Annotated in this window: 23 protein-coding genes; 12 read left to right on the forward strand and 11 right to left on the reverse strand. The window is 74.1% G+C overall.

Going from position 1 to position 25864, the window contains the following annotated elements; genetic code table 11:
- Position 1: 1 nt before the first annotated feature.
- Both LWC35_RS15310 and LWC35_RS15315 read right to left on the reverse strand, forming a co-directional pair.
- Positions 2–2545 carry a GcvT family protein gene (locus LWC35_RS15310; protein ID WP_232870796.1) on the reverse strand — a complete coding sequence of 848 codons (2544 nt, stop codon included), beginning with the start codon at positions 2543–2545 and terminating at the stop codon, positions 2–4.
- An 11-nt stretch (positions 2546–2556) separates the two neighbouring features.
- A complete protein-coding gene (locus LWC35_RS15315; protein WP_232870797.1) occupies positions 2557–4008 on the reverse strand; it encodes a trimethylamine methyltransferase family protein in 1452 nt (483 codons plus the stop codon).
- A gap of 96 nt (positions 4009–4104) precedes the next feature.
- On the opposite strand from LWC35_RS15315, the gene LWC35_RS15320 reads away from it, so the two are divergent.
- The 10 genes from LWC35_RS15320 (at position 4105) to LWC35_RS15365 (ending at position 12910) form a co-directional block, all read left to right on the forward strand.
- On the forward strand, positions 4105–4875 hold the full coding sequence (locus LWC35_RS15320) for an IclR family transcriptional regulator (RefSeq protein ID WP_232870798.1): 771 nt from the start codon (positions 4105–4107) through the stop codon (positions 4873–4875).
- Complete coding sequence (locus LWC35_RS15325) at positions 4875–5540, forward strand: cobalamin B12-binding domain-containing protein (protein WP_232870799.1); 666 nt, start codon at positions 4875–4877, stop codon at positions 5538–5540. The genes LWC35_RS15320 and LWC35_RS15325 overlap by 1 nt, the downstream gene beginning before the upstream one ends.
- Positions 5540–6421, forward strand: a complete 882-nt coding sequence (locus tag LWC35_RS15330; protein WP_232870800.1) for a dihydropteroate synthase — start codon at positions 5540–5542, stop codon at positions 6419–6421. Before LWC35_RS15325 ends, LWC35_RS15330 begins: the two co-directional genes overlap by 1 nt.
- 2 nt (positions 6422–6423) lie before the next feature.
- Positions 6424–8307 (forward strand): ASKHA domain-containing protein, encoded by a 1884-nt coding sequence (locus LWC35_RS15335; RefSeq protein WP_232870801.1) that lies wholly within the window; start codon positions 6424–6426, stop codon positions 8305–8307.
- A 7-nt stretch (positions 8308–8314) separates the two neighbouring features.
- On the forward strand, positions 8315–8908 hold the full coding sequence (locus LWC35_RS15340) for a DUF1638 domain-containing protein (protein WP_232870802.1): 594 nt from the start codon (positions 8315–8317) through the stop codon (positions 8906–8908).
- A 166-nt stretch (positions 8909–9074) separates the two neighbouring features.
- The gene (locus tag LWC35_RS15345) at positions 9075–10472 is read left to right on the forward strand and encodes a YlbE family protein (RefSeq protein ID WP_372463051.1); all 1398 of its coding nucleotides are present in this window, start codon (positions 9075–9077) and stop codon (positions 10470–10472) included.
- Between the two features lie 5 nt (positions 10473–10477).
- Complete coding sequence (locus LWC35_RS15350) at positions 10478–11212, forward strand: oxamate carbamoyltransferase subunit AllH family protein (protein ID WP_232870804.1); 735 nt, start codon at positions 10478–10480, stop codon at positions 11210–11212.
- Positions 11213–11238: 26 nt separating this feature from the next.
- Positions 11239–11907 (forward strand): nitrile hydratase subunit beta, encoded by a 669-nt coding sequence (gene nthB / locus LWC35_RS15355; RefSeq protein WP_232870805.1) that lies wholly within the window; start codon positions 11239–11241, stop codon positions 11905–11907.
- Positions 11904–12518, forward strand: a complete 615-nt coding sequence (gene nthA / locus LWC35_RS15360) for a nitrile hydratase subunit alpha (protein WP_232870806.1) — start codon at positions 11904–11906, stop codon at positions 12516–12518. Before nthB ends, nthA begins: the two co-directional genes overlap by 4 nt.
- Positions 12515–12910 (forward strand): nitrile hydratase accessory protein, encoded by a 396-nt coding sequence (locus LWC35_RS15365; protein ID WP_232870807.1) that lies wholly within the window; start codon positions 12515–12517, stop codon positions 12908–12910. The genes nthA and LWC35_RS15365 overlap by 4 nt, the downstream gene beginning before the upstream one ends.
- A 136-nt stretch (positions 12911–13046) precedes the next feature.
- Here LWC35_RS15365 and LWC35_RS15370 read toward each other — a convergent pair whose 3' ends face one another.
- From LWC35_RS15370 to LWC35_RS15380, 3 genes are read right to left on the reverse strand one after another with little or no spacing between them, the layout of a single operon-like run.
- Positions 13047–14207, reverse strand: a complete 1161-nt coding sequence (locus LWC35_RS15370) for an MSMEG_0565 family glycosyltransferase (RefSeq protein ID WP_232870808.1) — start codon at positions 14205–14207, stop codon at positions 13047–13049.
- The gene (locus LWC35_RS40275) at positions 14204–15736 is read right to left on the reverse strand and encodes an AllF/FdrA family protein (RefSeq protein ID WP_232870809.1); all 1533 of its coding nucleotides are present in this window, start codon (positions 15734–15736) and stop codon (positions 14204–14206) included. Before LWC35_RS40275 ends, LWC35_RS15370 begins: the two co-directional genes overlap by 4 nt.
- Positions 15733–16707: a carbamate kinase gene (locus tag LWC35_RS15380; protein ID WP_232870810.1), complete on the reverse strand. Its 975-nt coding sequence runs from the start codon at positions 16705–16707 to the stop codon at positions 15733–15735. The genes LWC35_RS40275 and LWC35_RS15380 overlap by 4 nt, the downstream gene beginning before the upstream one ends.
- A gap of 108 nt (positions 16708–16815) precedes the next feature.
- On the opposite strand from LWC35_RS15380, the gene LWC35_RS15385 reads away from it, so the two are divergent.
- The gene (locus LWC35_RS15385; protein ID WP_232870811.1) at positions 16816–19992 is read left to right on the forward strand and encodes an ATP-binding protein; all 3177 of its coding nucleotides are present in this window, start codon (positions 16816–16818) and stop codon (positions 19990–19992) included.
- An 11-nt stretch (positions 19993–20003) separates the two neighbouring features.
- Here the strand turns inward: LWC35_RS15385 and LWC35_RS15390 are convergent, their stop codons facing one another.
- From LWC35_RS15390 to LWC35_RS15410, 5 genes are all read right to left on the reverse strand, one after another.
- The gene (locus LWC35_RS15390; RefSeq protein ID WP_232870812.1) at positions 20004–20528 is read right to left on the reverse strand and encodes an MSMEG_0567/Sll0786 family nitrogen starvation N-acetyltransferase; all 525 of its coding nucleotides are present in this window, start codon (positions 20526–20528) and stop codon (positions 20004–20006) included.
- Positions 20525–21232, reverse strand: a complete 708-nt coding sequence (locus LWC35_RS15395; protein WP_232870813.1) for a hypothetical protein — start codon at positions 21230–21232, stop codon at positions 20525–20527. The genes LWC35_RS15390 and LWC35_RS15395 overlap by 4 nt, the downstream gene beginning before the upstream one ends.
- 79 nt (positions 21233–21311) lie before the next feature.
- Entirely contained in the window at positions 21312–21797 is a 486-nt protein-coding gene (locus LWC35_RS15400) for an MSMEG_0572/Sll0783 family nitrogen starvation response protein (protein WP_232870814.1), read from the reverse strand.
- A 38-nt stretch (positions 21798–21835) separates the two neighbouring features.
- On the reverse strand, positions 21836–22108 hold the full coding sequence (locus LWC35_RS15405; RefSeq protein ID WP_232870815.1) for a hypothetical protein: 273 nt from the start codon (positions 22106–22108) through the stop codon (positions 21836–21838).
- A 2-nt stretch (positions 22109–22110) separates the two neighbouring features.
- Positions 22111–23481, reverse strand: coding sequence for an FAD-dependent oxidoreductase (locus LWC35_RS15410; RefSeq protein ID WP_232870816.1), 1371 nt, complete (start codon positions 23479–23481; stop codon positions 22111–22113).
- Positions 23482–23593: 112 nt separating this feature from the next.
- Here LWC35_RS15410 and LWC35_RS15415 point away from each other — a divergent pair, with 112 nt between their 5' ends.
- Positions 23594–24169, forward strand: a complete 576-nt coding sequence (locus LWC35_RS15415) for a helix-turn-helix transcriptional regulator (protein ID WP_232870817.1) — start codon at positions 23594–23596, stop codon at positions 24167–24169.
- Between the two features lie 50 nt (positions 24170–24219).
- On the opposite strand, the gene LWC35_RS15420 is transcribed toward LWC35_RS15415, so the two are convergent.
- On the reverse strand, positions 24220–25731 hold the full coding sequence (locus LWC35_RS15420; protein WP_232870818.1) for an argininosuccinate lyase: 1512 nt from the start codon (positions 25729–25731) through the stop codon (positions 24220–24222).
- Between the last annotated feature and the right edge of the window lie 133 nt (positions 25732–25864).

Genomic DNA, 25864 nt, shown 5'->3' on the forward strand with positions numbered 1-25864 from the left:
CTCAGCCCCTGATCCGCTCGTTGGCCGGGTCGAACAGCGGCGTGGCGTCGGCCGACCCGACGGTCACCGGGTAGAGCTCCTCCATGTAGGACACGGCGAGCCGGTTGCCGACCACGGCCTGGTCCGGCGGCAGGTAGGCCATCAGGACGTGCCTGCCCAGGGACGGGGCCGACCCGGCCGAGGTGACGTACGGATGGTGGCCGTGGCCGTCCGTCAGCGCCCCGCCGTCGCGGGTCAGGATCGGTTCGCCGCCGAGCATGTAGCGGTTGCGGCCGCTCGCCGACCGGTGGTCGTCGACGGTGAGCGTGCACAGCACCGATTGGGGTTCGGCGGCCCGTTGGGCGAGGTAGGCCTCGCGGCCGACGAAGTCCGCGTCCTTCACCCTCGGGCGCGCCATGCCCGCCTCGACGATCGTGCGCTCGCCGTCGAGCTCGAACCCGAACGCCCGGTAGCCCTTCTCCAGCCGGCCGGTGGTGCCGTAGACGCCGATCCCGACCGGGACGGCGCCGTCCGGCCTCCCGGCCTCGTGCAGCAGCTCCCACACCCGCGCGCCCTGCTCCATGGGGACGTAGAGCTCCCAGCCCAGCTCTCCGACGTAGGAGATCCGCGAGGCGAGCACGCCGACGTTGCCGACGGCGATGCCGCGGCAGGTGAGGAACGGGAAACCGGTGTGGGAGATGTCGTCGTCGGTGAGGCGGCCGAGGATGTCGCGGGCCCGCGGGCCCCAGAGCCCGATGGTGGTGAACGCCGAGGTCTGGTCGACGACCGCGGCGCCGGCGGGCAGGTGGTCGGCGAACCACTTCAGGTCGGCCATGCCGTGCAGGCCGCCGGTGACCACGCGGTAGTGGTCGTGGGCCAGCCGCATCACCGTGAGGTCGGACCGGAAGCCGCCCCGGGCGTCGAGCACCGGCGTGTAGATCACGCGGCCCTCCGCCACGGCGGCCTGCGCGACGACGATGCCCTGGATCGCCTGCTCCGCGGCCGGCCCGACGACGTCGAAGACGGCGAAGGCGGACAGGTCGACGATGCCGGCGCGGTCCCGCATGGCGAGGTGTTCGGCATTGATGATCGGCGACCACCAGCGCGCGTCCCACTCGTGCTCGCGCGGCATCACCGCGTCCCCGTACTCGCCGAGCAGGGCCTCGTTCGACGCGTACCACATCGGCCGCTCCCAGCCGACGGTCTCGAAGAACTCCGCGCCCGCGGCCCGCTGCGCGGCGTGCATGGGGGCGAGGCGCTTGCCGCGCTCCCCGTTCCACTGCTCGCCCGGGTGCACGATGCCGTAGGTCTTGTTGAACGCCTCCGAGGTGCGCGAGCGCACGTGCGCGCGGGTGCGCTGGTGTGGGTAGAACCGCGCGATGTCGGAGTGGTGCAGGTCGATCTCGGAGTACCCGTGCGTCATCCACTCCGCGACCGCCCGGCCCACCCCGGGCCCTTCCTTGATCCACACCGCCGCAGCCGACCAGAGGCCCTGCACCTCGGGCGTCTCCCCGAGGATCGGGGCGCCGTCGGGGGTGAGCGAGAGCAGACCGTTGATGGCGTAGCGGATCTCGGCCCCGTCGGCGCCGAGGGCGTCGGGCATGAGCTCGAGCGCCTGCTCCAGCTGGGGGTCGAAGTCGTCGGCCGTGAACGGCGTCTCGGTGGGGGAGAGCCGCGCCTGGTCGATCGACGGGATCTCCTCCGGGTCCCACAAGATGGGACGGTGGGCGTAGGAGCCCACCTCCATGTCGGCGCCGTGCTGGCGCTCGTAGCAGAACGTGTCCATGTCGCGGATGATCGGGAAGGAGATCTCGCCGGGCCGCTCGGCGAGCTGCGGGATCGGTCCCACCGAGATCATCTGGTGGACGGCGGGGGTGAGCGGGATCGCCGCGCCCGCCATCCGGGCGAGCTTCGGGCTCCACACCCCGCAGGCGATCACGACGGTCTCGGCCTCGATGTCGCCACCGGTGGTGCGCACGCGCCGGATCCGCCCGCGCTCGACGTCCATGCCGAGCACCTCGACGGTCGACACCACGGTGAGGGCACCGAGGCCCTGGGCCGACTCGCGCATGAGCGTCCCCGCGCGCAGCGAGTCGACCACGCCCACCGAGGGCGTCCAGAACGCCCCGAGGATCTCGTCCTTGTCCAGGAACGGAACGCGCTCGACGACGTGGTCGGGCGTCACCAGCTCGGCCGGGATGCCCCACGCCCGCGCCGACGACATGCGCCTGCGCAGCTCCTCCATCCGCTCCTCGGAGCGGGCCACCTCGTACCCGCCCGACTCCGTGAAGACACCCAGCTCCTTGTACTGGCGCATCGAGTCGAGCGTGAGGTCGGTGATCTCGCGCGAGTGGTCGACCGGGAAGATGAAGTTCGAGGCGTGCCCGGTGGAACCCCCGGGGTTGGGCAGCGGGCCCTTGTCGATCTGCACGATGTCCCGCCAGCCGAGGCGGGCGAGGTGGTGCACGAGGCAGTTGCCGACGATGCCCGCGCCGATCACGACGACGCGGGCGGTGGACGGGAACGCACGAGCGGGGCGTGCGGAGCGAGCATCGGTGCTGGCCATGGGTGGTCCTCCTAGTCGCCCAGCTCGCGGCGGCGCCGGGTCACGTACTCCGTCAGCTCCTCGCGCACCGCGTCGTCCAGCGGCGGCGGTTCGTACTCGTCGAGCCGCTTCCGCGCGACGTCGCGGGCGCGGGCGGCGGTGTCCTTCGCCCCGTTGCGCATCCACCGCTCGTAGTTCTCGGAGCTGTTGAGGAACGGGCGGTAGAAGCAGGTGCGGAACCGTTCCATGGTGTGGGCCGCCCCGAGGAAGTGACCGCCGTGGCGGACCTCGTCGTGCGCGTCGAAGGCGAGCGACGCCTCGTCGATCTCCAGCGGCCGGAACTCGTGCTGCAGCATCTCCAGCAGCTGCACGTCGAGCACGAACTTCTCGTAGCTCGCGACCAGCCCGCCCTCCAGCCAGCCGGCCGTGTGCATCACCCAGTTGATGCCCGCGAGAAACGTCGGGAGCATGGTCATCAACGACTCGTAGCCGGCCTGTGCGTCCGCCGTCTGGCTCGAGGTGAGCCCGCCGCCGGACCGCACCGGGAGCCCGAAGCGGCGGGCGATCTGCCCGGTGCACAGCAGCCCGACCGCCGATTCCGGCGTGCCGAAGCAGGGCGAGCCGGACTGCATGTCGATGTTGGAGAGGAACGACCCGAAGATCACGGGGCAACCCGGTCGGACGAGCTGGGAGAGCGCGATGCCGGTGAGCGCCTCGGCGATCTGCTGGGTGAGCGCCGCCGGGATCGACACCGGCGACATCGCGCCCATCAGCAGGAACGGGGTGATGACGACCGCCTGGTTGGCCTCGCTGTAGGTGAGCTGCGCCTCCAACATCCGCTCGTCCCAGCGCAGCGGCGAGTTGCAGTTGATCAGCGAGATCGTGGCCGGGGTCGCCTCGATCGCCGCCCGACCACCGAAGAGGATCTCGGTCATGGCGATCGTGTCCGCGGCGTTGACCCCGGACACCACGTTGCCCATGTAGATCTTGTCGGTGAGCGTCTGCAAGGCGTAGGTCATGTCCAGGTGCCGCGAGTCCAGCGGGGTGTCCTCGGGCTCGCAGACCACCCCGCCCGCCGAGTCGAGGGCGGTGAAGCCCTGGGCGAGGCGGGTGAAGTTGCGGAAGTCCTCCATCGTCGCGTCCCGGCGCACGTCGCCCTCGCGGACGAACGGCGGGCCGTAGACGGCGCCGAACGCCATTGCGTCGTCGCCGATGTGCACCGTGTTCGCGGGGTTGCGGGCCTGCACCTCGAACGACCGCGGTGCCTTGGCGACCTGCTCGAGCAGGAAGTCGGGATCGAACCGGACGACACCCTGGCCGTCGGAGTCCTCGACCTTCTGGCCGGCCTGGCGGAACAGCTCCAGTGCCCGGGGCGAGCCGAACTCCACGCCGATGTCCGACACCAGCCGGCGCCACCCCGCCTCGAGGGTGCTCATCGCGTCCTCGGAGAGGATCTCGTAGCGGGGCATCGCGTTGCGGAACATGTGCTTCTCCGCTCTTGACGGACCGGGAGACCGGCGTCACAGTAGCCGCCATCGTCAGAACCCGGGTTCCATAATGTGAAACTTTGGACGGCTCTCATGGCGGCGCAGACGGGCAGTCAGTCGGTCGAACGCGCAAGTGCCCTGCTCGGCCTCATCGTCGAGTCCGGCGCGCCGCGCACCTTCAGCTCGCTGGTGGACGAGCTCGGGCTGGCGAAGTCCACCACCTCCCGGCTCCTGCAGGCCCTCGAGCGCAGCCGGCTGGTGTACCGCGACCGGGCCGGGGCGTTCCGGCCGGGCGCGTTGTTCTCGCTGCACGCCGCCCGGCCCAGCGCGCTGCACGACCTCGCGGAGCTCGCCCGTCCGACGATGGAGCACCTGTCGACGCTCTGCCGGGAGACCGTGAACCTCGCCGTGGCGCGCGGCGGCCAGCTCGTCGAGATCGACCAGGTCGACAGCCGGTACCTGATCGGGGCCACGAACTGGGTCGGCGTCGACGTGCCCGCGCACTGCACGGCGTTGGGCAAGGTGCTCTACGCCTACGGCGCGCTCGCGCTGCCGCCCGGCCAGCTGGAGCGCCGCACCGCGCACTCGCCGGTCGACCGCGCCCAGTTCGAGCACGCCCTCGTCGAGGTCCGGCGGCGGGGCTGGGCCGGCTCGCTGGACGAGCTGGAGCTCGGGCTCGCCGCCGTCGGCGCTCCCGTCCGGGCCGTGGACGGCACCGTCGTCGCCGCCGTCTCGGTCTCCGGACCCACGAACCGCATCAACGACTTCGGCATCACCAGGCTCGGGGACCTGCTCGTCACCGAGCTGCGCGGGCTGTCGGGGCTGCTGGGGCACCAACCCGGACGAAAGGGAGGCTCGGCCTGATGGATCACGACACGATCCTGCGCGGGCTCTACGACGAGACGCTCGTCGGCAACAAGCCGCGCGTGCTCGAGCTGACGGGGGAGGGGCTCGACGCTGGACTCACCCCGGAGACGATGCTGTTCGACGCGCTGATCCCCGCGTTGGAGGAGGTCGGCGCGCGGTTCGAGCGCGGTGACTTCTTCGTGCCCGAGATGCTGGTCGCGGGCAAGGCGATGAGCGGTGCCCTGGACATCCTGCGTCCGCTGCTCGCCGAGACCGGTGCGCAGACCGTCGGGACCTTCCTGATGAGCACCGTCAAGGGCGACGTCCACGACATCGGCAAGAACCTCGTGAACATCATGCTGGAGGGCGCGGGCTTCCACGTGATCGATCTCGGCGTGCAGGTGTCGCCGGAGAAGGTGATCGCCGGGATCCACGAGCACAACCCCGACATCGTCGGCTTCTCCGCCTTCCTCACCACGACGATGCCGATGTTCAAGGCCAACATCAATGCGTTGCAGAAGGCCGGGCTGCGGGACCAGGTGATCGTGATGGTCGGGGGTGCACCGGTCACCCAGGAGTACGCCGACGCCGTCGGGGCCGACGGTTACGCCGCCGACGCCGCCACGGCCGTCCGCAAGGCCAAGGAACTGCTCGCCGCCCGTCGCGCCGCCGTGGGGGTCTGATGCACCGGGAAGGAAGGCACACCGTCCTGCGCTCGGCGACCCGCGAGGTCGTCATCGGGCCGGACAGACCGTTCTGCCTCATCGGTGAGCGGATCAACCCGACCGGCCGGAAGATCTTCGCCGAGCAGCTGCGCCGCGGCGACCTCTCGCGCATCGAGGTCGACGTCGCGCAGCAGGTCGCCGGCGGGGCCACGATGCTGGACGTCAACATGGGCGTCCCGCTCGCCGACGAGGCGGAGCTGCTGGCCAAGGCCGTCACCACGGTGCAGGAGCTCACCGACCTGCCGCTGGTCATCGACTCGTCGGTCGTCGAGGCGCTCGAGGCCGGGCTCGCGGCCTACGAGGGCAAGGCGCTGGTGAACTCGGTGACCGGCGAGCGCGAGCGGCTGGACGCGATCCTGCCGATCGTGGCCCGGCACGGGGCGGCGGTGATCGCGCTGCCCAACGAGGAGGACGAGATCCCCGACGAGCCGGAGCGCCGGCTGGAGATCACCCGCAAGATCCTCGACATCGCCGTCAGCGAGTACGGCATCCCGCTCGAGGACATCGTCGTCGACCCGCTGGCCATGCCGGTCGGGGCGGACACCACGCTCGTGGGCACGACGCTGCGGACGATCGAGCTGATCGCCGACGAGCTCGGTCTGAACATGACCCTCGGCGCCTCCAACGTCTCCTTCGGGATGCCCGGGCGCCCGGCGCTGGGCGCGGCGTTCCTGCCGATGGCCATGTCGTGCGGGCTGACCAGCGCGATCATGGACGTGCGGTCGCCCCAGATCGTCGAGGCGGTCAAGGCCGCGGACCTGCTGCTGGGCAACGACGAGTGGGGCGCGGCCTGGATCGCGCGGGCGCGCGCCGCGGCCGCCGCGGGGAAGACGGCCTGACGGTGACCGCCCTCCCGGAACCGCCGGCGCAGGACCGGGTCCGCATCCGGTTCGACCCGGACGGCGCCCGGCCCCGCGAGGTCCGGGTCCCCGCCGGGGCGACGCTGTTCGACGCGGCGAGCTGGAACGGCATCGCCGTCGACTCGACCTGCGGAGGCCACGGCACGTGCCGCAAGTGCCGGATGCGGGTCGTCGAGGGCGACGTGCCGGTGTCCCGGCTGGACCCGCGCGCGTTCGGCCCGGAGGAGCTGCGCGCGGGCTGGCGCCTGGCGTGCCGCGCCCGGGCCGAGCAGGACCTGCGGGTGGAGGTGCCGCCGCTGGTCACCCGGCCGAAGGCGGCCACCGTCGGCGTCGGGCGCCAGGTGATCCTGCGACCCGCCCTGCAGAAGCGCTGCCTGACGCTGCCCGAGCCGTCCCTCGCCGACCAGCGCACCGACGTCGAACGCCTGCGCGACGCCCTGCCCGACCTCGAGCTGCGGGTGGACCTGCCGGCGATCCGGGGCCTTGCCGCCGCGCTGCGGGCCGCGGACCACACCGGGGACCGCGCGGTCACCGCGGTCGTCGTGGACGACGTGCTCGTCGACGTCGAGCCGGGGGACACGACCGCGCGGCTCTTCGGCATCGCCTTCGACCTGGGCACGACGACCGTCGTGGCGACGCTGCTCGACCTCGCCACCGGGACACCGGTCGCCGTCGCGTCGCGGCTGAACCCCCAGCAGTCGCACGGGGCCGACGTGATCACCCGGATCAGCGCGACGATGACCGACCCCACGGCGCTGGACCGGCTCACCGCGCTCGCCCACGAGGGCCTCGACCGGCTCACGGCCGAGGTCTGCGCCGACGGCGGCGTCGACCGCCGCGAGGTCTACGAGATCGCGGTGGCGGGCAACGCCACCATGACCCACCTCGCCCTCGGGCTGGACCCCGAGCCGCTGGGGGTGGCCCCGTTCGTCATGGCCTCCCGCTCGTTCGACGGCCTCACGGCCGCCGACCTCGGGGTGCGGGTGCACCCGCGGGCCAGGGCCTACGTGTTCCCGGCCCTCGGCGCCTACGTCGGCGGCGACATCGTCGCCGGGGCGCTCGCCTCGGGAATGGACCGCGACCGGCGCATCCGGCTCTTCATCGACATCGGCACGAACTGCGAGATCCTCCTCGCGGCCGGCGACCGCCTGCTGGCCACGGCCGCCCCCGCCGGGCCGGCGTTCGAGGGCGCCGCGATCCGCTGCGGGATGCGGGCCGCGCCCGGTGCGGTCGAGGGCGTGAAGATCAGCGACGACGACGTCGTCCTGCAGGTCATCGGGGACGTCGAGCCGGCCGGGCTGGCCGGGTCGGGCCTCGTCGACGCCGTGGCGGCGATGGTGGCCGCCGGCCTCGTCGACGCCTCCGGGCGGCTCGTCGCCCCGGACGCGCCGGGCGTGCCGCCCGGGTTGGCCACGCGGCTGCGGCAGGTCGGCCAGGAGCGGGTCTTCGTGCTGCACTTCCGCGGGCACGACCCGGACGGCGACCCCGCGGACGCGCTCTACCTGTCGCAGCGCGACATCCGCGAGCTGCAGTTCGCCAAGGCGGCGATCTCCACGGGCTGGCAGCTGCTGCTGGAGGAGCAGGGGCTGACCGCCGCCGACGTGACCCAGGTGCTGCTGGCCGGGTCCTTCGGCAGCTACCTCGCCCCGACCGCCGCGGTGCGGATCGGGCTGGTGCCCGAGGTCGCGCTGCTGCGCATCGTGAGCGCGGGCAACGTGGCGGGGGAGGGCGCCAAGATGGCGCTGCTGTCGGTGCGCGAGCGGGCGGCTGCACAGGCACTGCTGGAGGAGGTGCACTACGTCGAGCTCTCCGACCGCGCCGACTTCAACGACCGGTTCGTCGAGCGCCTCGCGTTCCCGGTCTGAACGCGCGGTGCACGAGGACCGGGTCGCGGTGGTCGCGTGCGGGGCGATCGCCCGGCACGTGGCCGTGGTCGCGGCCCGCCGCGGCTGGCCCGTCGACGTCGTGCCGCTTCCCCCGTTGCTGCACAACCGGCCCGAGCGGATCGCCGCCGCCGTCGAGCGCGAGGTGGCGCGCCTGCGGCCGCGGTATCCGCGAATCGCCGTCGGGTACGCGGACTGCGGCAGCCACGGCGCGCTCGACGACGTCTGCGCCCGCTGGGAGGTGCCCCGGCTGCCCGGCACCGACTGCTACTCGGTCTTCGCCGGCGCCGCCCGGATGCACGCGTTGCTCGAGGCGGAACCCGGCACCTACGTGCTGACCGACTACCTCGCGGCGTCCTTCCACCGCTCCGTCGTCGTCGAGCTCGGTCTGGACCGGTACCCGGAGCTGCGCGACGACTACTTCGGCCACTACCGGCGCGTCGTCTGGCTCGCGCAGCACCCGACCGCGAACCTTCGTGCGGCGGCGCAGCGGGCGGCCGGCGTCCTCGGCCTGCCCCTTGAGGAGGTCGCCGTCGGCGACCTCCTCCTGGAGCGGGCGGTCGAGGAGCTGGTGCACGCCTGATTCGCGTCGTCGCCCAGGCTCGTCCGGCGCCCGACGACGGCCGCACCGCGGCGGCCGTGACCCGGTGCCGACCGGGCGCCGTGGTGGGTCTCGCCTGCCGGCGGCATCTCCTATAGTGTCTTGCTTTCACTATAGGAATCGCAGAACGGAGGCGACGATGCCCCGCGTGGCACTCCCCGAGCAGGTCGAGGTGGTCAACGTCGGCCTGCCCATGTTCGCCGAGGCGATCCGCGAGCAGGGGGGTTCCGTCCAACAGGTCGACTGGCGGATCCCGGCCGGTGGCGACCCGGCCGCCGTCCGGCTGCTCACGGCGTTGTCCGGTCGCCACGCCGCGGTCGTCGACGAGGCGAACCGGGAGGTCGTGCGGAGGCTGGACGAGGGCGTGCCGCAGCTGGTCGCCATGGGTCGCGTCGCCGACGTCCCGGGCTACGCGGGCCGCACCCTGCTGCACTGCGGACCTCCCGTCGACTACGCGGACGCCTGCGACCCGCTGCGCCGGTCGATGCGGGCCGCGGTGGTCGCCGAAGGCTGGGCCGCCGACGTCGCGGAGGCCGACGGGCTGCTCGCCCGGGGCGACGTCGCGCTCGACGCCGCGAACCACCACGACACCGTGGTCCCGATGGCGAGCGCGGTCGGGCCGTCCCAGCCGGTGTTCGTCGTCGAGAACCGCGAGGGCGGGACCCGTGCGTACGCACCGGTGAACCAGGGGCCCGGGGAGGTCGCCTGGTTCGGCCGGGAGACGGACGCGGCGATCGCCCGGCTCCGGTTCCTCGCCGACGTCGCGGGGGACGCGCTGGCGCACGTGCTCGCGGGCTCCGGTCCGATCGACCTGCTGGCCCTCGCCGCCCAGGGCATCACGATGGGCGACGACCTCCACATGCGAACGCAGGCGGCGACGAACCTGTTCACCCGGGCGGTCCTGTCGCACCTCGCGTCCCTTCCCGACGCCGCACGCGGCCCCTTCGCCTCGTACCTCGCCGGCAACCACCTGTTCTTCCTCAACGCCGCGATGGCCGCCGCGAAGTCGCTGCAGCTGTGGGCGGAGCAGGTGCCGAACTCCAGCATCGTCACCACGATGTCCCGCAACGGCACGACGTTCGGGATCAAGCTGGCCGGGAGCCCCGACTGGCACCTCTGCGAGGCGCCTCCCGTGGGCGACGCGCTCTACTACTCCGGCTTCGGCCCGGAGACCGCCGCCCGGGACATCGGTGACAGCGCGGTCCTCGAGCTGACCGGCATGGGTGGCCCGGCGGCGGGCGGTTCGGCCGCGGTGGCGGCCTTCCTCGGCGGCACGATGGCCGGTGCCGCGGAGGCGACCCACTCCTTCCGGGCCATCTGCGCCGGGACGAGCTCGCGCTTCACCCTCCCGCCGCTGGAGTTCGAGGGCACCCCGCTCGGGATCGACGTGCGGAAGGTGGTCGAGACCGGGATCACCCCCAAGGTGACGACGGGCATCCTGCACGCCACCGCGGGGACCGGGCAGGTCGGAGCCGGGGTGGCGACCGCGCCCCCGGAGTGCTTCGGGGCCGCGCTGCGCGCCCTCGGGGAACGCCTCGGGAGCTGAGCCCGGTGGACGCCGCCGCGTTGCGGACCGTGGACCTCGGCCGCGGGGCGCGGTCACTGCTCGGGCGGCCGGGCGTCGCGAGGGTGCACTCGGTCCACCGCAGGGCGTTCTACCTCAGGATCCACGGTGGGCTCGTCGCGGTGACGGACCCGTCGGCGCCGCCCGGCCCGCTGCACCTGCGCTGCACCCCAGGCCTCCCGGCCGTGTCGCCCGGGCAGGCGGTGGCGGTCGACGGGGTGTCGGTGCGCGGCGTCGGCTGGTGCCTGTACCTCGATGCGCCGACCCCGCCCGCGGTGCTGCCTCCGCCCGAACTCCTGTCCGACGCCGTCCGCCCCGCCGACGTGCGGGAGGTCGCGGCGCTGATCGGCGGCCGCGGTCCGGGCCTCACACCCGCGGGAGACGACGTCCTCGCGGGGCTCGCGCTGGTCGCCCGCGCCCGCGGCGGACCGGCGGCGGAGGACGAGCTCCTCGCCTGTGTCGCCGCGGTCGAGACCACGAGCCTGGCCGCGGCGTTCCTGGGCTGGGCCGCACGGGGCGAGTCGATCGCCCCGGCCCACGAGGCCCTCGGGCACCTCGTGGGCCATCGCGAGGACCCGGGGAGCGAGGCGCGGCTCGCGGCGACGGGTGCGTCGTCGGGCGAGGCCCTCCTGCTCGGGCTCCGGCTGGGTGTCCGCCGAGGTCGCCTGCGGCCGGGTGGTGTCCTGGACCACAGGCTGTTCACTATAGTAGGAATCGACTGAAGCATCCGACACGTGGAGGTGGTCAGGTGGGCGGCATCGCCGACCTCGGAGGTCAGGAAGGCTGGGGCGCGGCCGCCCCGCCGCCGGCGGACGAACCGGTCTTCGCCGAGCCGTGGGAAGGCCGCGCGTTCGCCCTCACCGCGTTCACGATGGGCCGGATCTCCGGGCGCAACCTCGACGCGTTCCGGCACAGCCTCGAGCGGCTCGGGCGCGCCGCCTACTTCGACGACGGCTACTACGGACGCTGGCTCAACGCCGCCGAGCTGATGCTCACCGAGAGCGGCATCCTCGCGGAGGGTGCCGTCAACGCCCGCGCCCGGCGGCTGCGCGGCGAGCAGGTGGAGGAGCCACCGGCACCCGAGCCCTGCAAACCGGACTACGCGCCGACGGCGGCGGGCTCGCTCCGTGAGGTGGACGACGCACCCCGCTTCGACGTCGGGGACCGTGTGCGGGCCGTGGCCGCGGCCCCGTCGGAGTTCACGAGGCTGCCGAACTACACACGAGGACGCACCGGGACGGTCGAGATGGTGCAGCCCGCCCATCTCCTGCCCGACACCCACGCCCTGTTCCGGGGCGAGAACCCGCAGCACGTCTACTCCGTCCGGTTCGACTCCCGCGAGCTGTGGGGACCGGAGGCCGAACCCTTCCAGCTCACCATCGAGATGTACGACAGCTACCTGGAGCCCGCCTCATGACCACCCAGTACGACCCGGCCGACCTCGGCACCGAGCGGCTGTCCCCGGCACTGCGCACCGAGGCCCTCGAGCAGCTGCTCACCGAGCGGGGCCTCGTGCGGACGGACGTGATCGACGGCTTCGTCGCCAAGTACGAGTCCGATTTGGGCCCGCTCAACGGGGCCAGGGTCGTCGCGCGGGCCTGGGTGGACCCGGAGTACAAGGCGCGGCTGCTGAAGAACGGCACCGAGGCGATCAAGGAGGTCGCCTGGGGCGGCGGGGCGAACGGCGAGCACATCGTCGTCGTCGAGAACACGCCCACGCGGCACAACGTCGTGGTGTGCACCCTGTGCTCCTGCTACCCGTGGCCGGTCCTCGGGCTCCCGCCGTCCTGGTACAAGGACCCCGTCTACCGGGCCCGGGTGGTCCGCGAACCGCGCACGGTCCTCGCCGAGATGGGCCTCGAGCTCGACGACGACGTGGAGATCGTGGTCCGCGACTCCAGCAGCGAGGTGCGGTGGCTGGTCCTGCCCGAGCGGCCGGCCGGCACCGAGGACCTCACCGAGGAGGAGCTCGTGCCCCTCATCGGCCGCGACGCACTGGTCGGCGTCGCGAAGGTGGCCGCGCCGTGAGCGCGGCTGCGCTCGCGCCGCTGGCGCTCGACGGGCCGGGGGCGCCGCCGCGGTCGAACGGCGAGCTCGTGTTCGCCGAGCCGTGGGAGTCGCGCGCCTTCGGCATGGCCGTGGCACTGCACGACGCGGGGGCCTTCGACTGGCCGGCCTTCCAGGCCGCCCTGATCGCCCGGATCGCGGCGTGGGAGGCGGATCGCTCCGGGGACGAGACCTGGAGCTACTACGTGCACTGGCTCGGCGCGCTGGAGGACGTCCTCGTCGCCGACGGGACGCTGGGGAACCGCGACATCACCGAACGGGCCGGACGGCTCGCCGCGCGGCCCGCGGGCCACGACCACGACCGGGAGCACGGCCACGGTCACGGCGCCCCTGCCGATCACCGAGAGCACTGACAGCACTGACAGCACCGACAGCACTGACAGCACCGACAGCACCGACAGCACCGAGAGCCCCGACAGCACCGACGGGCGGACGCCCCCGCGGCGGGTGGACCCGCCGTGGGGGGGGCCCGACGGCGGGCCGGCGGTGTCAGACCCGGCTGCCGACCCGGAGCCGGTCGTAGATCTCGAGGTGCCGAGCGGCACTGGCCTCCCACGTGAAGCGCGGCAGGATCGCCGCGCCCGCCGAGGCGAGATCCGACCGGAGCCGCGGTTCGTCGAGGAGCCGCATCACGGCGTCGGCGATCGCCCCGTGGTCCCCGACCGGGGGCAGGAGTGCGTCGACGCCGTCGGTCAGGTACTCGCGGAAGACGGGGAGATCCGAGGCGACGACCGGCAGCCCCGCCGCAAGGGCCTCGAGCACCGCGAGGCCCCAACCCTCCTTGACGGAGGGGAAGCACAGCGCGTCGGCGGTGTGGAACCAGCCGGCGAGCTCCTCCTCGCCCACGGTCCCGGCCAGCACCACGTCCTCGCCGGGCACCAGCCCGAGGTCGGGCAGCATCCCGAGCGCGGCCTCCCGGTACGCCGCGTGGTCCTGGAAGGAGTGCCCGCCGACGACGACCAGGGTCGCCACCGGCCCGCGCTCCCGTTTCACCCGCGCGAGCGCCCGGAAGGCGTGGACGGTGCCCTTGCGCGGCTCGACACCTCCGACACCGAGCAGGACGAAGCGGCCGGCGGGCACCCGCGCCCGCAGTGCCGCCCGCAGTGCGGGTGCGGGTGCCGGCAGGCGGTCCGGGTCCACCCCGTTCGGGACCACGGCGGCCTCCCGGCCGGGGTCCGACCGCAGGATCCGCCGCCACTGCTCGCTGACGACCAGGACGACGTCGGGCTCGAGGATGGCCGCGCGTTGGCAGTCCCTCAACGTGCGGGTGGTGAAGTCGTCGACGTGGTGGACGGTGCGGACGACCGTCACGGGCGCACCAGCCTCCCGGACGCGCGCGGCGGCCCGGGCGGCGATGCAGTCCTGCGTGTGGACGACGTCGACCTGACCGACGAGCTCGGTCAGCCCGGCCTCCAGCGCGTCGATCGCGGCGAAGACGCGGTCGTCGAGCGTGGTCCCGGCGGGGGCGGGCGCGCGCAGGATCGTGTGCGGCACCGGCGTGGGGCGGAACAGCGGGACCTCGGGGTCGCCGAGCAGGACGAGCCGGACGTCGACGCCCTTCCGGTGCAGGGCCTCGGCCAGGGACAGCGTGTGGACGACGCCGCCGCGCGGCTTCACCGAGTAGGAGACGAGCGCGATCCGCGGGCTCACAGCGGCTTCTCCGCCAGCGAGGGGTCGCGCAGGGCGAGGGCGGCCGCGGCGAGGGAGGCCCTTGCGGCGGTCTCGGTGACCACGCAGCCCGCGTCGGCGAAGGCGCGGCGCTGTCGGTCGAGGCCCTGCGGGTCCCGGTCGGTGCCGAGCACGTAGACGACCACCCGGGGGCCGCCCGCGGCGGCGATCTCCGCGCAGACCGGACCGAGCTCCGCGGCGGGATCGGGGTGCGCGCCGTAGCCGAGGACGACGTCGAGCACGATCGCGGCCACCGCAGGGTCCGCGGCCTGCTCGCGCAGGAGCTCGATGCGGGCCTGCGGGTCGATCATCGGGTGCGGCCTGCCCTGCGTGTACTCCTCCTCGCCGAGGTCCAGGCAGACGTGCGCCCCGTCCGGGGCCGGCAGCCCGAGGCCGGAGCGCAGCGGGGTGTTGGAGTGCACGTCACCCAGGACGTCGGCGAGGATCACCAGCGACTCGAAGCAGAGCGTCCCCCCGGAGAACAAGCCGCGGACGAGGGTGCGCTGCGGTCCGAGGTCCGCGATCGCCTCGCGGATCCGGTCGGCCAGGCCGGGCGCCACGTCGGGATCGGGAAGACCCCGGGCCCGGACGGCCGCGCGTGCGCCGGCCTCCAGCGTCCGCGTCACGGTCACGCCCTCGGGTGCGGCGAAGTCCTCCGGCACCCCGATCAGGGCGGCGACCACGGGCTTGCCGCCGGCGGCCCGCACGACCTCGTGCGCGACGCCGACGTCCGGCGGCTTCGACACCAGCAGGACCAGCTCCGCCCCCGGGTCGGCGAGCAGGCCGTCGAGCGCCGCCCGGGCCATCCGCCCGCCCACCCGGGCGCCGAGGTCGCGCCCGCCCAGACCGACCACGTGGGACACCCCGCCGCCCCACCGGTCCACGAGCGTGGCGGCCTCCTGCGCGCCCGTGCCCGCGGCGGCCACCACCGCGACGGCGCCGTCGGCCACCACGTTGGCGAACCCGAGGCAGGTGCGGCCCAGCATCGCCGTCCCGGCACCGGGGCCCATCAGGAGGCGGCCGAGCCCCGCTGCGCGGTCCTTGAGCTCGATCTCGTCCTCGACCGAGACGTTGTCGCTGAAGAGCAGGACGTCGAGCCCCGCCGACAACGCCTTGTGCGCCTCGAGCGCGGCGTACTCGCCCGGCACCGACACCACGGCGAGGTTCGACCGCGGGGCCCGGCGCAGCGCGTCGTCGAGCGACCGCACGGAGGCCTCGACCTGCTCGCCGCCGCCGCGGCGCTCGAACATCGCCCGCTCGCCGGCGTCGACGGCCTCGGCCGCCGCCGTCCTGCTGCCCGCGCGGACGGCGATCACCAGGTCGTTGGCCGTCGCCGCCGCCAGGTCCTCGGCGTCGAACCCCTCGGCCAGCAGGGTCTCGACGTTGGCGGGCGTGGCCATCACGGCGGTGGCCCAGTCGACGTCGGGTGCGGCCCGCAGGGCGCGGGTGCCCGCGAGCTGGACGACCGAGTCGACGTAGGTGTCGCGGTGGATGCGGACGGACGTGGTCACGAGGCTGCTCCGAGCGGGGAGGCGACGGGGAGGACACGGGTGCCCTTGTCCTCGGCGGGGGCGCCGGGATCGAGCGTGGCGACGAGGTGCTCGGTGTCGGTGATGACCGCGGTGCCGCCTGTCGCGTCGACGAACCGGGTCGCGGCGCGGACCTTCGGGCCCATGCTGCCCTCCGGGAACTGGCCGTCCGCCGCGAGCGTGCGCAGCTCCGCGAGGCCCACGACGACGAGCGGCCGCGCATCGGGGGTCCCGAAGTCGACCATCACCCGGGGGACGGCGGTCACCAGCACCAGCGCGTCCGCGCCCAGCGAGGTGGCCAGGCGTTCCGCGGCGAGGTCCTTGTCGATCACCGCGTCGACCCCGCGGAGGGTGTGGCCCTCCCGGACCACCGGGATCCCGCCACCCCCGGCGGCGATCACGACCGACCCGCGGTCCACCAGGGACCGGATGTCGTCGAGCTCGACGATCTCGTGAGGTTCGGGCGAGGCGACCAGCCTGCGGAACCCCCGGCCGGAGTCCTCGCCGACGGTCCAGCCCCGCTCGCGCACGTGCCGTTCGGCGGTGTCCTCGTCGAAGAACGGACCGATCGGCTTGGTGGGGCGGCCGAACGCCGGATCGTCGGCCTCGACCCGGGTGTGGGTCACCACCGCGACGATCCCGGGGAGGTCCGGACCACCGCACTCGCGCAGGGCCAGGGTCAGCAGGCAACCGATCTGCCCCTCCGTCATCGCGTCGAGCCAGAACAGGGGGAGCTCCGGGACCCGGTCCGCGCCCTCCTCCTGCTGGATCGCCAGGTTGCCGATCTGCGGTCCGTTGCCGTGGACGACCACGACGTTCCATCCGGCGTCGCGCACCGCGCACAGCGCACCCGCCATCGCGCGGGCGTTCGCCACCTGCTCGGCGAACGTCCCCGCCTGGCCGCTGAGGGTGATCGCGTTGCCCCCCAAGGCCACCACGGCAGTCTTCGGCATGGCGTCGTTGCCTCCGGAACCTCGGCGAACTTCATCATAGGACACGGTTGTTTACCATAGTAGGAGAACGGCTAGGCCTCGTCGCCGATCTCCGGGTAGGCTCATCGGGTGGTCCCGGTCCTCCGGATCTGCGTGCTCGGACCCTTCACCGTCGAGGGCGGGCTCAACGCACCCGTGCCGACGGGAAAGGCCGCGCGCGTCCTCGCCGTCCTCGCCCTCCGGGCGGGCGAGCTCGTCCCCCTCGACCAGCTCGTCGACGCGGTGTGGCCCGACGCGGACCCGCCGGACCGGGTCGACCGGAACGTCGCCGCACTGGTCAGCAGGCTCCGGCGCGCGCTGGGCCGCGAGCGCATCGAGGGATCGCCCGCCGGCTACCGGCTGACCGCGGAGTCCGTCGCCGTGGACCTGAACGAGGCCGTGGAGCTGGTCCAGCAGGCGGACACGGAGCTCGGGAGGGGCCGCTTCGCCGTGGCCGCGGCCGCGGGGGAGCAGGCCGTCAAGCTCCTGGCGGCCGACACCCCGCTGGCGGGGGACCGGGCGGACCGATGGGTCCGCGCCCTGCGGGACCGGGTCTCGGCGCGGCTCCAGGAGGCCCGGCTCCTCTGGAGCAGGGCGGCGCTCGAGCTCGGTGCGTTCGACACCGCCGTCCAGGTCGGCTCCGCCGTCCTGCAGGCGGACCCGCTGGACGAGGAGGCCTGCCGGGTCGTGATGCTCGCCCATCAGCGCGCGGGCCGTCCCGGTGCCGCCCTGGTGATCTATCGCGCCCTGCGCGAGGCCCTCGCCGAGCACCTCGGCATCGATCCCTCGCCCGGCATCCAGGCGGTGCACCTGTCGGTCCTGCGCGCCGAGGCCGTCGGCGCCCGGTGGGCCGACCGCGACGGACCCACCGGCCGGTCCCTGGTGGGCCGGGACGCGGAGCTCCGCGCCCTGCGGGAGCGGTGGGCGGCGGCGAGCGCGGGCTCGCCGTCCATGGTGGTGCTCACCGGCGAGGCGGGGCTCGGCAAGAGCTCCCTGGCCCGTACCCTCCTGGCGGAGGCCGGCGACGCGGGGGCGACCGTGGTCCAGGTCGCCTGCTACGCGGCCGAGAAGTCCCTCTACCTGCAGCCCGTCGTCCAGCTCGTCGGGGCCCTCGTGCACCGGATGACCGCGACCGAGATCAGGGAGCTGGCGGGGGCCCGGCTCGGCACCCTCACGTCGCTGATCCCCGAGGTCGCCGACGTGGTCGGGGAGGCGCCGTACCAGCGCGCCGGCCCGGAGCTCGAGCACCTGCGCGGGCTCGACGCCCTCAGCGGGTTCCTCGTCCGGCTCGGGACGCGGCAGCCGCTGCTGCTGGCCGTGGAGGACGTCCAGCACGCGAGCGACTCCACGCTCCAGGCGCTGCACGTGCTGACCCAGCACTGGCGGGGCAGCCGGATGATGGTCCTGCTCACGGAGGACACCACCGAGGACCCGGCCGTCACGGCCGCGCTGCGCGACGTCGCCTCCGCCGTCGAGCTGCGGCCGCTGAGCCGGACGGACGTCGCCGATCTCGTCGCGCAGTCCGGGCTGGCCTTCGACGCCGACCGCATCTGGTCGTGGACGGGGGGCTCGCCCCTCTTCGTGACCGAGGTGCTGCGGGCCCCCGCGGTCGACGGGAGGACCGACGACCTCCCGATCCCGCACAGCCTCCACGACGCCGTCGCGGCGCGCATCGAGCACGCCGGCGCCGCCGTGGAGCGGCTGCTCGCCCTGGGGTCGATCTTCGGCACGACGTTCGGCCTCGACGAGCTGGCCGCCCTCGGCGAGACGGACGTCGAGGCGTGCGCCGAGGCGGCGTCGCGGGCGATCCGGGCCGGTCTGCTCACCGAGCAGGGGGCGGACTTCCGCTTCGCCAACGACGTCGTCCGTCAGGTGGCGTACTCGTCGGTGGCCCGACCGGTGCGGATCAGCCGGCACCGCCGCGCCGCCCGGCTGCTGGCGGCGAAGCCGGAGGCGGCCGCGGAGCAGCTCGCCGCCGCCGGCGACCATCGAGGGGCCGCCGCGGCCTGGGCGGCCGCCGCCGAGGCCGCGCACCTGGTGTTCGCCCAGTCCGACGCCGAACGGCTGCTCGACCGCGCCGTCGCGGCGGCGGCCGCGGGCGGCGACGCCGCGCAGCTGTTCGCCGTCCACCTGCGACGGGGTCAGGTCCGCTGCGACCTCGGCCGGTACGCCGACGCCCGCGCCGACCACGAGACCGCCCTCGAGCTCGCCCGCGACGCGGGGGACCTCGACCTGGAGGCCAGGGCGCTCGAACAGCTCGGCTGGGACGCCCTCTACGCCCGCGACGCGATGGGCGCCGTGGGGCTCGCCGAGCAGGCCACACACCTCGCCGAGACGGCGGCGGCGGCGCCCGGCGCCCTGCCCAGCGCGAGCCTGCTCCTCGGCCGCGTCCGGCACTGGGACGGCGACTACGCCGGCGCCGAGGCGGCCTACGACCGCGTCCTGGCGGCGAACCTCGAGGACGCCGCCGCGGCCGTCGCCCTCGCCTACCGGGGTGCGCTGCTCGAGCACCAGGACAGGTTCGGCGAGGCCCAGGACGTCCTGGCGCGGGCCGCGATGCTGTGCCGCCGGACCGGCGAGTTCCGGCCGCTGCTGCAGACGCTGTTCTTCACCGCCCTCGCCCGGGGCAACTCCGGCGACTTCGCCGGCGCCCTGCGGGCGCTCGGGTCGGCGCGCAGCCTGATCGACGCGGAGAAGCTGACGTTCTACCGCGCCGGTGTCGAGACCACGACGTCGTGGATGTGGCAGGAGCTCGGCCAGGTCGACCGCGCCCGGGAGCACGCCGAGGCCGCCGTCGAGCTCGCCCGGCGGGGCGGGGGAGCGCTCGAGCTCGAACAGGAGCTCCACGCCCTGCTCGCGATGGCGGACTGCGACCTCATGCGCGGCCGGACGGACGACGCCGCCGTGCTGGTCGAGTCGGCCCGCCCCATGCTGGAGGTGCCGCTCCCGTTCCGGCCCCGGGCCGTCATGCGCTTGCTCGAGATGCGGGCCCGGTGGGATCGCGCGGTGGCGGAGGAGCTCCTGGCGGAGGCCCGCCGGTTCCAGTCGCCGAAGTACGAGGCGCTCGCCCTGCACCATCTCGGCCGGCCCGCCGAGGCGGCGCGGCTCGCGCTCGCGACGGGTTCCGACCTCCTGGTCGCGCAGCTCGGCGACCCGGGGCCGCGGGACGAGGCGCGCACCCGGGTGGCCGGCCGCCTCCCGTCCAACCTGCGTGCCGGCTTCGTCGAGCGCGGCCGGCTGCTCGCACCCGCCCGCCGCACCCGGTGAGCGATGCCGGCTCACGGGCCGAGCGCGATCTCCATCCGCACGTGCGGCACGCCGAGGTGGTCCACGGGGCCGCCGGTCGAGCTCCAGCCGAGGCGGTGGAAGAACACCTCGTTGGGCGCCTGCACGAGCGCGCGCATCCGCCGCCCGCCCAGCGCCCCCGCCGTCGACACGGCGAAGCGGACCAGGGCCGCGCCCAGGTGGCCCGCGCGCCTGCCCGGCAGGACGGCGAGCCGGTCGCCCTTCCAGAGCCCGTCGCGGGGGTCCTCCTCGCGACACGGGTAGAGACGCACCGCGCCGGCCGCGACGCCGTCGACGAGCCCGAGCACGTGCACCACGTCCGCGCTCTCGTCGAGCGGGTCCCGGTCGGAACCGCGGAAGAGCCCCTGCTCGTGGACGAACACCGCCCGCCGGACCCCGTGGTGCAGGTCCAGGTCCTCGTCGGTCCGGACGAGGCGACACGTCTCGCGGCGCGCCGCGGCGACGTCCGGCGACGACTTCAGGGCGACGTCCCTGCGGCCCGGGTGCGTGATGCTCACGTCACTCCTGTCCGCGGCGCGGGTCCCGAGCCCGCCCGCTGCTCGATCTGGCTCCGCCGCTGCGCGAACTCGGTGAGCCAGGGCTCGCGCCGTGCGAACGCGGCGCCCGACGGTGCGCCGCCGTCCCCAGGGATCACGTCGACGCGGAACGGGGCGGTCGACCACGCGTCGATCGTGGCGCGCAGCTCGGTCCCGGACGGCAGGTGCAGGTGGGAGCAGGCCGACGGCCCGCCGGTGCCGCCCCCGGTGAGCTCCTCCACCTGCTCCGGGCCCTGGAGGACCGCCCAGCACCGCCCGGCCTCGCGGGCGCGCCGGACGGCCTCGGACCGGCAGCGGCGGACGTCCTCGGCGATCAGCACGCGCTCGCGCATCGCGCAGGCGGTGGCGACCAGCAGGACGGGAGGAACGCCGGGCCGCATCGGCACCCCGAGGTCGGCGAGGCAGCGTTCCGGATCGGCGAAGGCCGCCGCGAGCTCGGCGAGGCCCGCGGAACGGGCCGTGAACGCCGCGGCGACCGCGCCGATGGCCTCGACGGCGCCGGCGTAGCCCGCCGGGTCCGTCATCAGGGCGGGGAACAGCGTCTCCGCCACCGACCGCCACTGCCTGCGGGCGCCGGCGAGATCCTTCTCGTCGGCGCCGGACGTGCTCCGGTCCTGCCGGAGGCCGTCGAGGGCCCCGTGCGGAGGTCCCGGGAAGGGATCCATGTCGGCTCCTGTGCCTCGGGGCGGGAGGCCGGTGGGCGCGGCTCGGCTCCGGTCCGGGCGCGCGCCCACCGGCGGCACCTCACAACGTCCAGGTCTGCATGACCAGTGCGCCCTCGCGGCGGGCCGTGAGGTTGCAGTCGAGGACGTCGAGCGGGTGGATGGGCTGCACGCCCTCGATCACGTCCGTCTCCCGCATGCCGTAGAGCGCGGCCATCGCGAACCGGCAGGCCAGGACCTTGCCCCCCTCCTTCATGAAGGTCTGGAGCTGGTTGTTGTAGGCCATGTGGCCCGGGAAGGCCTCGGCCCCCACCGTCGGGAAGCCGCGCGTCGCCGACGCCATCAGGACCCCGGGCCCGTACAGCACGAGGTGCGTGTCGAAGCCCTTCCGGTTGATGCGGGTGCAGGTCAGCATGTTGACCAGGCCGACGGAGCCCTCGTAGGGCACCGTGTGCATGAAGATGTAGGCCTTCTCGCCGGGCTCCGCCTGGATGTCGTCGAACATCTTCGACTCGTAGTCGACGATGGCGTCGCCCGCGTGTGCCCGCTCTCCGACAATCTCGGCCACTTCGCTCTCCTTCGTTCGTGTGCTGCTGTCGGTCGTCGTCAGACCGCGGGACCCTGGGCTCGCGGCGGGGGCGCCCATGTCCTGCGGTGGCTTCCGGGCATGGCGCGCATGATGCGGCTGCGCAGCGCCCAGGGGAGCGCCGCGTAGGTGGGGGCGAAGACCCTCAGCCAGAAGATCTCCTTGGCGCCTCGGGGCGGGCGCGGGGCCGGCGCGCCGGTCCGGCGGGCCAGGTCCCGGTGGGCGGCGACGAGCAGGTAGTGCTCCGAGTTGCTCCGCAGCCAGCCGAAGAACCCCGGGGAGGTCGCGGCCATCGTCAGCCCTTCTCGCGGTTCCGGCGCGCGGCCTCCGCGAGGCCGTTGGTCGCGGCGACCACGATCGGCTCGTTGAGCGCGCCGATCGCGGGCGAGTAGACGTTCTCCATCGTGGACAGGTCGTCGAAGGTCATCCCGAAGCGGATCGCCTGGGCGAGGAAGTCCGCCCGCTCCTTGATCCCCTCGCCGCCGCCGACCATCTGCGCCCCGATGAGCCGCAGGGTGCCGGGCTCCGCCAGGAGCTTGACCTTGATCTTCTGCACGCCCGGGTAGTAGCGGGCCCGCGAGATGCCCTCGGCCACGCCGAGCACGTACGGGATGCCCAACGCCGTCGCCGTGGCCTCGCCGAAGGACGCGCCGCCGATGACCCACTTGCCCGCCGGGGTGCCCCACGGGACGAACACGGCACGGTAGGCGCGCGTGCCGCCGCCGGCGTTGGTCCCGGCGGTCTTGCCCTGTGCGTAGGCGTGGGAGCCCGTGAGGCCCTGCAGGGGGGTGCGGGTGAGGCCGTGCGGGATCTCGACGGCGTCCCCCGCGGCCCAGATGTTGGGGGCGGAGGTCTTCATCCGTTCGTCGACGATGATCCCGCCGGTCGACCCGATCCGGATCCCCGCGGCACGGGCGAGGTCGTTCCGGGGGGTCTTGTGCGTCGCGATCACGACGAGGTCGGCGGGGATCTCCCCGTCGGAGGTCCGCACCGCGCGGACGGCACCGCTCCCGTCCCCGACGAACTCCTCCAGGGTGGTGTTGAAGTGCAGGTGTACGCCCAGCTCGCGCCAGGAGTCCTCCACCGGGGCCATGATGTCGGGATCGGCCATCATCGCCAGCGGGTACGGGTTGGGATCGATCAGGTGGGTCTCGATGTCCCGGTGGGCCAGCGCGGTCACCATCTCGAGCCCGAGCGGTCCGGCCTCGACGACGACGGCGCGCTTCGTCTCGCCGATGACCTTGTCCCACTCCATGGCCGCGCGGATGTTCTTCACGTAGTACAGCCCGCCGAGATCCCCGCCGGGCACGCCCGGGTCGGCGTAGTCCCAGCCGGTCGCGAGGATCAGCTGGTCGTAGCGGACCTCGCCCTCGCCGTCGATCGACACCGTCTGCGCCTTCGGGTCGACGGCCGTCACCCGGGTCTCGTAGTGGACGTCGATGCCGGCGTCGACGTAGGCCTGCTTGCCGGCGAGGAAGAGCCGCTCGAAGTCCGGGATCTCGCCCCCGTGGACGTAGGGGATCCCGCACGGGCTGTAGGCGACGTCCTCGTACTCGGTGTAGACGGTGACCTCCGCGGACGGGTCGGCGGCCTTGACCCCGCCCGCGGCTCCCAGACCCGCGGCCCCGCCCCCGATGATCACAGTCCTGCGTGCGGCTGGCGACACGGCTCCGACCCTCTCGTTCCGGGTAGACTTCGGTCGACGGAAGCGTCGACTATACGAAATTTGTTCATACGATACTAAACACGGATCGCCTGTCAAGCCGCGAGGAGGCTCGATGCCCGCCGCCGCCGCTGCGCCCGAACCCTCGGGACGCGCCGCTCCGCACCTGGACAGCGTGGTGGGGGCGATCGGCCCGAAGATCCGGGAGCTGCGCCGCCGCCAGGGCATGACGCTGCAGCAGCTCGCGCACCACGCGGACGTCTCCGCGGCCTCGGTGCACAAGGTCGAGCGCGGGACGATGGTGCCGACCATCACGACCCTGCTCAAGCTCGCGGCGGCCCTCGACGTCCCGGCCCGGCACTTCGTCGAGGACGAGGAGCCGACGGGGACGCTCACCCGCTTCGCCGACGCCGGGGACGGGCCCGTGCGGATCACCGGCCCGGCCGAGCGGTTCCGCGCCGAGGGCACGGCGGCGCGGCTGCCGCCCGGTCAGGGCTGGACCGCCGAGCCCCGGCCCGGAGAGGCGTTGCTGCTGGTCCTCGGGGGTGCGGCCGAGGTCGCCCTGGCCGGGACGACGACGGTCGTGTCCGCGGGCGAGGCGTTCCACCTGCCGACCGGCTCCGGGTACACCGTGACCACCACGGGCGACGAGGTCGCCGAGGTCGTCCGGGTGGAGGTCCCCGGGGCCTGACGGCGCGGCCCCTCCGCGGGGGCGCCGTCCGGCACCGTCCGCGGCACGCGTCAGGGGCGCAGCGCATCCCGGCCCCGCGCGAGGAGATCCGCCTCCACCGCGTCGAAGGCGGCGAGCCGCGCCGCCGCCTCGTCGGCGAGCGTGCCGAGGTCGGCGCGCAGGTCCTGCACCATCGCGGCCACCGCCCCGGGTGCCGCGCCGCCCTCGGCACGGCGCGTCGCGACGATCTGCCGCGGGTCGAGCACCGTGGAGAGGTCGGCGCCCGCGAGCCCCCACGACCGGCCGGTGTGCCGGAGGGCCTGCGCGTCCACCATCTCGCCCGTGATCGCGTTCCCCGGGACCCCGTCGCGGGCCGCCTGCCGGACCGTGTTCCCCACGACCACGTACGCCGAGCGGTAGTCCACGCCGAGCCGTTGCACGAGGTGCTCCGCGAGATCGGTGGCCTGCGTGTAGCCCCGGTCGAGCTCCTCGCGCATCCGCTCGGCGTTCACGCCCAGGGTGGCGACGACCCCGCCGGTGAGCGTCGTGATCCGCTGGGCGAGGTCGAGGGCCCGGGGGACCTCGCCGTAGGCGAAGATCAGGTTGTCGCTGCGGGCGGAGGGGCTCTTCGTGACGGCGAGGAACCCGGTGAGCCTGCCGATCATCACGCCGGACGCTCCGCGGATGATCGCCAGCGCGTAGGGGTTGCGCTTCTGCGGCATGAGGATGCTGGAGCGGCTGTAGCCGTCCGCCAGGTCGACGAAGTCGAACTCGCTCGACGAGAAGATCTCCAGGTCCTCGGCGAGCTTCGAGAAGTTCGAGAGCAGGCTGGCGGTGGTGGCCAGGACGTGGATCAGTGCGTCCACCTGCCACATCGCGTCCCGGGTGTGCGGGATGACCCGGTCGAACCCGAGGGCGTCGGCGATCGGGTCGCGGTCGTCGAGGAGCCGGGTGCCGTTGACGCAGCCCGCGCCGCCCGGGCTGCGGCTGATCCAGCCGAGTTCGTCGAGGAGCCGCCGCGAGTCCCGGACCACGGAGTACGCGAAGGACAGCAGGTAGTGCCCGAAGGTCGACGGCTGGGCCTGCTGCAGGTAGGTCTGGTCGGGCAACAGCGTCTCGGCGTGCTCCTCCGCGCGGTCGACCATCGAGAGGCCCGCCGCCGCGGTGTCGACGACGAGCCCGGCGAGCTGTCGACGCAGGTGCAGGCGCAGCGCGATCCGGGCTGCCTCCCGGCGCGGCCGGCCCGCGTGCAGCCAGCCGGCCGCGTCGCCGATCCGGGAGACGAAGTACCGCTCGCGGGAGTTGTACGGCTCGCCGTGGACGGGGTCGTAGGGGAAGTCCTCCGGCGGGATGTCGACGACCTCGAGCAGCAGGGCGAGCAGGGTGCGGCGGGCGTCGGCCGGGATGAGCCCGCGCCGGGACAGGTCCAGCACGTGGGCGACGTCGGCGAGGTTCAACCCGTGGTGCAGGAACGCGGCGTCCGCGTTCTCCAGCTCGAAGCCGGAGCGGATCAGCTCCGCCGCGGGCCCGTTCTCCGGGAACCCCTCGGGTCGCGTGCGCGGGGCCCGGGCCGTGTCGGTCATGGCGTGCCGTGTCCTTCCTCGGGACGGGAGCGGGTGGTGCTCACCGGGACCGTCCCGGGGCCGCTCAGCCGGTCGATGGCCGCCGCCACTCCGCCGGTGTGCCACCACACGACGGGGCCCGGACGGTCCCGGC

Source organism: Pseudonocardia kujensis (assembly GCF_021283305.1).
In the GTDB taxonomy this organism is placed as follows: domain Bacteria; phylum Actinomycetota; class Actinomycetes; order Mycobacteriales; family Pseudonocardiaceae; genus Pseudonocardia; species Pseudonocardia kujensis.

Excerpts from the sequence above, each read along its gene's own strand:
- LWC35_RS15420 (WP_232870818.1), bottom strand. The coding sequence starts at position 25,731 with ATGACCGACACGGCCCGGGCCCCGCGCACGCGACCCGAGGGGTTCCCG.
- LWC35_RS15395 (WP_232870813.1), bottom strand. The coding sequence starts at position 21,232 with ATGGATCCCTTCCCGGGACCTCCGCACGGGGCCCTCGACGGCCTCCGG.
- LWC35_RS15325 (WP_232870799.1), top strand. The coding sequence starts at position 4,875 with ATGGATCACGACACGATCCTGCGCGGGCTCTACGACGAGACGCTCGTC.
- LWC35_RS15330 (WP_232870800.1), top strand. The coding sequence starts at position 5,540 with ATGCACCGGGAAGGAAGGCACACCGTCCTGCGCTCGGCGACCCGCGAG.
- LWC35_RS15380 (WP_232870810.1), bottom strand. The coding sequence starts at position 16,707 with ATGCCGAAGACTGCCGTGGTGGCCTTGGGGGGCAACGCGATCACCCTC.
- LWC35_RS15315 (WP_232870797.1), bottom strand. The coding sequence starts at position 4,008 with ATGTTCCGCAACGCGATGCCCCGCTACGAGATCCTCTCCGAGGACGCG.
- LWC35_RS15415 (WP_232870817.1), top strand. The coding sequence starts at position 23,594 with ATGCCCGCCGCCGCCGCTGCGCCCGAACCCTCGGGACGCGCCGCTCCG.
- LWC35_RS15405 (WP_232870815.1), bottom strand. The coding sequence starts at position 22,108 with ATGGCCGCGACCTCCCCGGGGTTCTTCGGCTGGCTGCGGAGCAACTCG.
- nthA (WP_232870806.1), top strand. The coding sequence starts at position 11,904 with ATGACCACCCAGTACGACCCGGCCGACCTCGGCACCGAGCGGCTGTCC.
- LWC35_RS15320 (WP_232870798.1), top strand. The coding sequence starts at position 4,105 with ATGGCGGCGCAGACGGGCAGTCAGTCGGTCGAACGCGCAAGTGCCCTG.
- LWC35_RS15310 (WP_232870796.1), bottom strand. The coding sequence starts at position 2,545 with ATGGCCAGCACCGATGCTCGCTCCGCACGCCCCGCTCGTGCGTTCCCG.